Raw genomic sequence first — 7,504 nt, 5'->3', positions numbered from 1 at the left:
CGCCGAGGCCAGCGCCACGACCCGTCCGACGGGTAGCGGCGCAGCCGCCGCCCACTGGAAAGCCTGGTAGCCGCCATAGGAATAGCCCACCACCGCATCCAGCCGCTCGATGCCGATCGCGCGCAGCCATTCCCCCTGCAGGCGCACGCCATCGGCGATCGATACGTCGGGAAACGCGCTGGCCGCGGCGCCGGACGGCGCGCTGCTGCCAAAACACGAACCCAGCGCGTTGGACGCCAGCACGCAGGTGTCGCGCGTGTCCAGCGCCGCCCCCGGCCCCAACCAGGAACTGGCCCAGCCGGCATCGGGATGGACTTCCCCCTCGTCCGTCCGCAATGCTTGCTGGCTGCCCGATATGCCATGCAGCAGCATCACCACGGCGCGCGCGCGCTCTGGCGGCGGACCGTAGCGGGCCCAGGCCAGGCGGGCAGGCGCCAACACCTCGCCGCTGTCCAGCGGCAGGGAGTCGAATTGCGCCACGCCGGCGGCATGTTCAATGGGCGGGTTTGCGGCCACCGGCGGCTCCTAGACGGGGCGCTCGCCCATGACCGTAGTGCGGTAGATCGTGCGCCGCATGCTGGCCGGAAGTTCGCGGGTGGTGGCCTTGTGCATCACGCAGCGGTTGTCCCACATGACCACGTCGCCCGGCTCCCATTGCAGCGCGTACTGATACTTCTCCTGCGTGCAATGCGCGAACAGGCGCTCCAGCAGTTCCTGGCTGTCCACCTCGCCCCAGCCCGACACCTCGGCGGTCATGCCGGGATGCACGTACAGCGCCTTGCGCCCCGTCTCCGGATGCGTGCGCACGATGGGGTGTTCCACGTCCGGCGTGCCGGCCAGTTGGCTGGCATCCATCTTCACCCGGGTGCCCTCATCGGCCTTGGTGCTCTTGCGCCGGTAGCGGTGCACTGCCTGCAGGCCGGCCAGTTGGGCTTGGACAGCGCTGTCCAGTTCCTCGTAGGCCCGGTACATATTGACGAACAAGGTGTTGCCGCCTTCCGGCGGAATCAATTGGGCATTGAGGATAGTGGCCTTGGCCGGACATTCGCGGAAGGCGAAGTCCGAATGCCAGTACGAACCGCCGTCGGCGATGCCCGCCGGCACGCCGTTCTTGACCTCGTTGGACAGCACGAATATTTCGGGATATTCAGGATGGTTGTACTGGGCCAGCACGTGGATATCCAGCTCGCCCAGGCGGCGGCTGAAGCGCAACTGGCCTTCCGGCGACAGGCGCTGGTTCTTGAAGACCAGCAATTGATGGCGCAGGAACAGCGCGTTCACATCCTCGAACGCCGCGTCGTCCAGCGTTTCCAGATCCACGCCATGCACGGCCGCGCCGATCAGCGGGCTCAGAGGGGTCGCTTTCATCATCAGGCTCCTGCAAGGGTTCAGGGAAGGCGGTGCACGCGGGCCTCGGTGCGCACCAGCGGCTCGGCGCCGTGCTCTCCGATCAACACCGGGTACTCCAGCCGCATGCCGCCCAGGCCCGGGCGGTACAGGTGCGTGCCCAGCGCCACCACCATGCCGGGCGTCACCAGGTCGCGGCTGCGCAGGTTGATGAAGGGCCGGGTACGCGCGCAGGTGCCCAGGCCATGGCCGAACAGGGGCAGGCCGAACTCGCTCAGGCCATGCTTTTCGAACACGGCGATGCCACGGCTGGCGCACTCCGCTATCGGCCGGCCGGGCGTCAGGGATGCAAGCATGGTCTGTACGGTTTCTTCCCAGCAATCGATCAGTTTGCTCTGCGCCGAGTCCGGCTTGCCCAGGAACACGGGCAAGGCGGTATCCGCCATGTAGAGATCCAGCAGCGGGTGCAGGTCCAGGATCACGAATTCATTCGGCTGGATGGCGCGGTCGGTCGCCTGCTGCGTGACGCCGCGCAGGAATCCGGTGCGCTCGCCCGCGCCGACTTCGGTGCCGCCCGTCACGGCCCAGGACCAGGTGCTGCCGCGGCGCCGGATCGCGCGCTCGATTTCGCCGGCGATCTCATTCTCGGTCGCCCCTGCCCGCACCGCGCTCATGCCCTGCTCGAAGCCGTAGTCCGACACCTCCGCCGCATGCCGCAGGCGCTCGATCTCGGCCGCGTCCTTGATCAGCATGACGTCGTCGATCACGTCCACGCCGTTCTCGAACCTGATATCGGGCAGGTGGCTAGTCAGGTCGAAGTATTCGGCGGCCGTCAGCATGCCCGGCGCAACCTGCGCCGCCCCCGGATGCGACAGGTCCAGCGCGACCTTGCCGCGCGTCAATCCGTGGTGCTCCAGACGCTGACGTATCAGTTGCGGAAAGTCCGAGAACTCGAACTCGTACATTTCCATCTGATGGCCTTCGGCCCGCACGCGCGAGGCGTCCATGGCCCAGTAGATGAACTCGCAATGCCCGTCTGCAGTGACCAGCACGGCGCCGCGCCAGGGCATGAACGCGCCGCTCAGGTAATGCAACGCGCCCTGGCGGGTGCCCAGATAGGCGTCAAAGCCGAGTTCGCGCGCGTGTTGTGCAACGCGCTTGCGGCGCGCCTGAAAATCGATGGACTGCATGTATCACTCCTCGTTGGGAATTCAGGAAACCGATGCGCCGGACGCCTTGACCACGGGCGCCCACTTCTCGGTTTCGTCGGCGGTGAAGCGGGCGAAGTCGTCGGGCTTGCTGGCTACCGGATCGGCCGCCTGCGAGACCAATTGCTCACGCACGCGGGGATCGGCCAGCGCCCGGGCGATTTCCTGCTGCAGGCGTTCGACGATGGGGCGCGGCGTGCCGGCCGGCGCGAACACGCCGATCCACGACGTCATGGCGTAGCCCGACAGGGTTTCGGCCACGGTCGGGACGTCGGGCGCGGCAGGCGAACGCTGTGGGCCGGTCACCGCGATGGCGCGCAACTTGCCGGCCTTGATCAGGGGCTGGGCGATGACCAGGCTGTCGAAGGCCAGGTCGGCTTGCCCGCCGATCACATCGGTGAGCGCAGGCAGGCTGCCCTTGTAGGGGATGTGCTGCATCTGCACGCCCGCCATCTCGTTGAACAGCTCGCCGGACATGTGCATGGAAGTGCCGCTGCCGCCCGAGGCGCGGTTGAGCTTGCCGGGGTTGGCTTTGGCGTAGGCGATCAGGTCCGCCACCGAGTAGATGGGCAGCTTGGGGTTGACCACCACGACCAGCGGATACGACACGACCTGGGTTACCGCCGCGAAGTCCCTCAACGGCTGGAACGGCATGGACTTGTACAGGGTCTGGTTGATGGCGTTGGTGCCTATCGTGCCCATCAGGATGGTGTAGCCGTCCGGGGCCGACTTGGCCACGGCATCCGCGCCGATGTTGCCGCCCGCTCCGGGCTTGGCCTCGACGATGACCGACACGCCCATGCTCTGTGTCATGCGTTCGGCCAGCAGGCGGGTGACGATTTCAGTGGGTCCGCCGGCCGCGGCGGGCACCACGAAGCGGATGGGTTTGCTGGGATAGGCCTCGGCCGCGCTGGCGGCGGAAATGGCCGCCATTCCCGCCGCCAGGGCGCATGCGCCCAAGGCGCTCAATAGTCTCCTGCACATGGCATGTCTCCGTTGATGCGGGACGTACCGGGCGGGTGCCCTGGCCGACCCATCTAATTAACGAACAATTGTTCGCTAATTCGCATTTTATGGAGATTACCGCCGATGTCAAACTACAATCGAGCTTCCAACGACAAGACCGCCGATACATGGACACGACATTGCCGGAACCGAAAGAAAGGAAAGAGGAGTTTCTGGACAGCCTGGCCAACGGCCTGCAACTGCTGCAGATCTACGCCACGGGCGTGGCCAGCGTGACCGTGCAGGAAGCCGCCGAGCAACTGGACGTGACGCGCGCGGCATCGCGCCGCATCCTGCTGACGCTGGAAAAGCTGGGCTATGTACGCCAGGACGGCAGGGATTTCTCGCCCACCCCCAAGGTCATGGACCTGGGATACGCCTATTTCGCCTCGCTGAGCCTGCCCAAGCTGACCAGGGCGACCATGCGCGAAGTCGCGCAGACCGTGGGCGAAACCTGCTCGCTGGGCGTGCTGGACCGGCAACACGTCGTGTTCCTTGCTCGCGAGGAAGGCCCCAAGCTGCTCAAGCTGGACTTGTCGGTGGGCAGCCGCCTGCCCGCGTACGCCCATTCGCTGGGCCGCACGCTGCTGTCCACGCTGGATGACGAAGCGCTCGACGAGTATCTGGAAAACGCGGACCTGAAGCGCCTGACACCCTACACGACGGTGTCGCGCAGCGCCTTGCGCAAGCTGATCCGGCAGGTGCGCGAGGACGGCTACTGCATTTCGGTCAGCGAATTGGTAGATGGTTTCGCGGGCGTGGCCGTGCCGCTGTACAACCACGAGGGCAAGGCAGTAGCGGGCCTGAGCGTCAGCATGGTGCTCGGATCGCGCGAACCCGACGAATTGAAGCGGCAGCATCTGCCGGCTTTGCAGCGCGCGGCCGCGGCCATCCGCGACATGATGCCGCGCAGCACCATCTGATTGGATCTGGCGGCCGGGCGGCCTCAGCCGCCCTGCTCGCCCAGCAAGGCTTTCAGTGCGTCTTCGTCCAGCACCGCCACGCCCAGTTCCTGGGCCTTGACGAGCTTGCTGCCGGAATCTTCGCCAGCCACCAGATAGGCCGTCTTCTTGGAGACCGAGCCGCTGACCTTGCCGCCGGCGGCCTGGATGCGCATCGAGGCTTCTTCGCGCGTCCAGTTGGGCAGCGTGCCGGTCAGCACGAAGGTCTTGCCGGCCAGGGTGGTCGCTTGCGGCGCCGCCTCGGCCACGGGGTTCACGCCCTGCGCCTTGAGCTGTTCGATCACGTCGCGGTTGTGCTGTTCGGCGAAGAAGCGGCGGATCGAGGCCGCCACCACCGGCCCCACATCCGGCACCGAAGACAAGGCCTCCTCGTCTGCGTCCATGATGGCGTCGATGCTGCCGAAATGGCGCGCCACGTCGCGCGCCGTGGTCTCGCCCACGTGGCGGATGCCCAGCGCGTACAGCAAGCGGTTCAACGCCGGCGCGCGCGCCTTGTCGATGGCAGCCACCAGGTTGTCGGCGGACTTCTGGCCCATGCGGTCCAGTCCGACCAGCTCCAGCGGACGCAGGCTGTACAGATCGGCCAGGGTCTTGACCCGGCCGCTGTCGACCAGCTGGTCCACCAGCTTCTCGCCCAGGCCTTCGATGTCCAACGCCTTGCGGCTGGCAGCATGCCAGAGCGTCTGCTTGCGCTGCGCGCCGCAGAACAGACCGCCGGTGCAGCGCGCGATGGTCTCGTCTTCCAGACGCTCGATGGCGGAGCCGCAAATCGGACAGGCCGTGGGCATGACGAATTCGCGGGCGTCTTCCGGCCGCTTTTCCAGCACCGGGCCCAGCACTTCGGGAATCACGTCGCCCGCGCGGCGCACGATGACCGTATCGCCGATGCGCACGTCCTTGCGGCGGATCTCGTCTTCGTTGTGCAGCGTGGCGTTGGTGACGGTAACGCCGCCCACGAACACCGGCTTCAGGCGTGCGACCGGCGTGATGGCGCCGGTACGGCCCACCTGCACCTCGATGTCGAGCAAGGTGGTGGTGGCCTCTTCGGCGGCGAACTTGTGCGCCAGCGCGAAGCGCGGCGCACGCGCCACGAAGCCCAGCACCTTCTGCGCGGGCAGTGAATCCACCTTGTAGACCACGCCGTCGATGTCGTAGGGCAGTTCGGGCCGCAGCTTGCCGACCTTGGCGTAGAAGGCCATCAGGCCCTCGGCGCCGCTGGCGCGGTGGTTGTGCTTGACGTTGACCGGCAGGCCCAGCGAAGCCAGCCAGTCCAGCATGGCGCCGTGGGATTTCTCGGGTAATTGCGAGGCTTCGGCCGCGCCCGCCGACGCTTCGGCGAACAGGCCGCCTTGTGCGCCCGCCAGGCCCTGGACCTCGCCCCAGCCATAGGCGAAGAAGCGCAGCGGCCGCTTGGCGGTGATGCGCGGGTCCAGCTGGCGCAGGCTGCCCGCGGCGGCATTGCGCGGATTGACGAAGACCTTTTCGTCGCGCTTGGCCTGGGCCTGGTTCAGTTTTTCGAAGTCGGCGCGGTTCATCAGGACTTCGCCGCGGACTTCCAGCACCTTGGGGAACGTCCCCTTGAGCTGCAGCGGAATCGCCTTGATGGTGCGGATGTTCGAAGTGACGTCCTCGCCCGTCTGGCCGTCGCCGCGGGTGGCGGCCTGCACCAGGCGGCCATCCTCGTAGCGCAGGCTGATCGCCAGCCCGTCCAGCTTGAGTTCGCAGAAGTAGTCGGCTTGCTGCGCCGGACCCAGCAGGCCCGCGCCGCGCAGCGTGTCGGTCACGCGGCGGTCGAAAGCCACCACGTCCTCTTCGTCGAAGGCGTTGCCCAGGGACAGCATGGGCACCACGTGGCGCACGCTGCCGAAGGCGGAGACGGGCGCCGCGCCCACGCGCTGCGTGGGCGACTCCGGCGTCACCAGCTCCGGGTGCTCAGCCTCCAGGGCCTGCAGTTCTCGCATCAGTCCGTCGTACTCGGCGTCCGAGATCGAGGGCTCGTCGTAGACGTAATAGCGGACGTTGTGCTGTTCGATCTCGGCGCGCAGGCGCGCTGCGGCCTGCGCCGCGCTTTCACCGCCAGACGTGCTGTTCATTTACGCAAACACCCTTAGTGCGCGCTCGCTGCCGGCGGGCAGGCCCGCTTGTTCAAGTTGACCGAACAGCACCTGGAGCCGTTCGTCGATGACCGTTTCCGAACCATCGGCCAGCGGCTTGCCCTGGTCGTCGACCAGATCCGCGCGCAAGCGGGCGGCCAGGTCGCGACCCACGTCGACCATGCGGCCGAAGGCACGGGCGTCCGCCGGGCTGCAGGGCACGTCCAGCAGCAGATACAGGCGTTCGATTCCGCCCATGCCGGCATCGAAGGCCGCGCCGTCGCCGCGCGCCAGGCTGAAGCGGGCCACGCCGTTTTCCGCCGGCCAAGCCAGGCGGCTGCCGTCGGCAACGAAACCAAGGTCGCGTGCCACGGACAGGACTTCGGCAGCCGGCTGGGCAGCGCCCAGCAGCAGGGTCAGGCCGACCTGGGTGTCGAGGGCGGCGCAGGTGTCGTCCAGGCGGGCGCCTTGCTCAAGCACGGCCTGCTGGTCCGGACCTTCGATGGTGGCGTCGAAACGCTCGGCCATGTCCTGGGCGCGAGCCCAGGCTTGAGACCATTCGATGGCGGTCAGCGGGCCGCTGCGGTTGGCCAGCAGCACGGCCAGTTGCATGGATGCATAGGATTCGCCGGCGTGGACGCGCGCGCGGTGGCGGCGCTGGTCGGTTTCGGCAAACACGCGCATGGGTTTGCGGCCCACGTGGCGCAGGCTTTGCATGTAGGGCAGCAGGTCGGCGCCGCGCACGGCTTCGGCGAAGTTGATCTCGATGACCACCTCGCAGGCGGGATCGGGCTCTTCGGTATCGTCGGCATCGCTGCCGGCGTCGACCGGAGCCGGCTGGCCGGACTGGGCACGGGGGGCATCGCCGCCCATGCCGGGTTCGCGACGC

General features: G+C 67.5%; 7 protein-coding genes. 1 reads left to right on the top strand and 6 read right to left on the bottom strand.

Features of this window, described 5'->3' with window-relative positions; genetic code table 11:
* The 4 genes from VIR09_RS07780 to VIR09_RS07765 all read right to left on the bottom strand — a co-directional run.
* Nucleotides 1-516 (bottom strand): alpha/beta fold hydrolase (locus VIR09_RS07780; protein WP_332012356.1); only part of this gene is annotated, 516 nt, incomplete at its 3' end.
* Nucleotides 517-525: 9 nt separating this feature from the next.
* On the bottom strand, nucleotides 526-1,368 hold the full coding sequence (locus tag VIR09_RS07775) for a TauD/TfdA family dioxygenase (RefSeq protein WP_332012355.1): 843 nt from the start codon (nucleotides 1,366-1,368) through the stop codon (nucleotides 526-528).
* A 20-nt stretch (nucleotides 1,369-1,388) separates the two neighbouring features.
* Nucleotides 1,389-2,537 (bottom strand): Xaa-Pro peptidase family protein, encoded by a 1,149-nt coding sequence (locus tag VIR09_RS07770; protein ID WP_332012354.1) that lies wholly within the window; start codon nucleotides 2,535-2,537, stop codon nucleotides 1,389-1,391.
* A gap of 21 nt (nucleotides 2,538-2,558) precedes the next feature.
* Entirely contained in the window at nucleotides 2,559-3,539 is a 981-nt protein-coding gene (locus VIR09_RS07765) for a tripartite tricarboxylate transporter substrate binding protein (protein ID WP_414639401.1), read from the bottom strand.
* Nucleotides 3,540-3,688: 149 nt separating this feature from the next.
* Here VIR09_RS07765 and VIR09_RS07760 point away from each other — a divergent pair, with 149 nt between their 5' ends.
* Nucleotides 3,689-4,483, top strand: a complete 795-nt coding sequence (locus VIR09_RS07760; protein WP_332012352.1) for an IclR family transcriptional regulator domain-containing protein — start codon at nucleotides 3,689-3,691, stop codon at nucleotides 4,481-4,483.
* 23 nt (nucleotides 4,484-4,506) lie between these two features.
* Here VIR09_RS07760 and ligA read toward each other — a convergent pair whose 3' ends face one another.
* A complete protein-coding gene (ligA, locus tag VIR09_RS07755) occupies nucleotides 4,507-6,615 on the bottom strand; it encodes an NAD-dependent DNA ligase LigA (RefSeq protein ID WP_332012351.1) in 2,109 nt (702 codons plus the stop codon).
* Nucleotides 6,616-7,504 (bottom strand): cell division protein ZipA C-terminal FtsZ-binding domain-containing protein (locus VIR09_RS07750; RefSeq protein ID WP_332012350.1); only part of this gene is annotated, 889 nt, incomplete at its 5' end.

Source organism: Achromobacter sp. (genome assembly GCF_036567245.1).
GTDB lineage: Bacteria > Pseudomonadota > Gammaproteobacteria > Burkholderiales > Burkholderiaceae_B > Achromobacter.
Note: the sequence above shows the minus strand (reverse complement) of the source record. Positions and strands in the feature narration are given on the sequence as shown.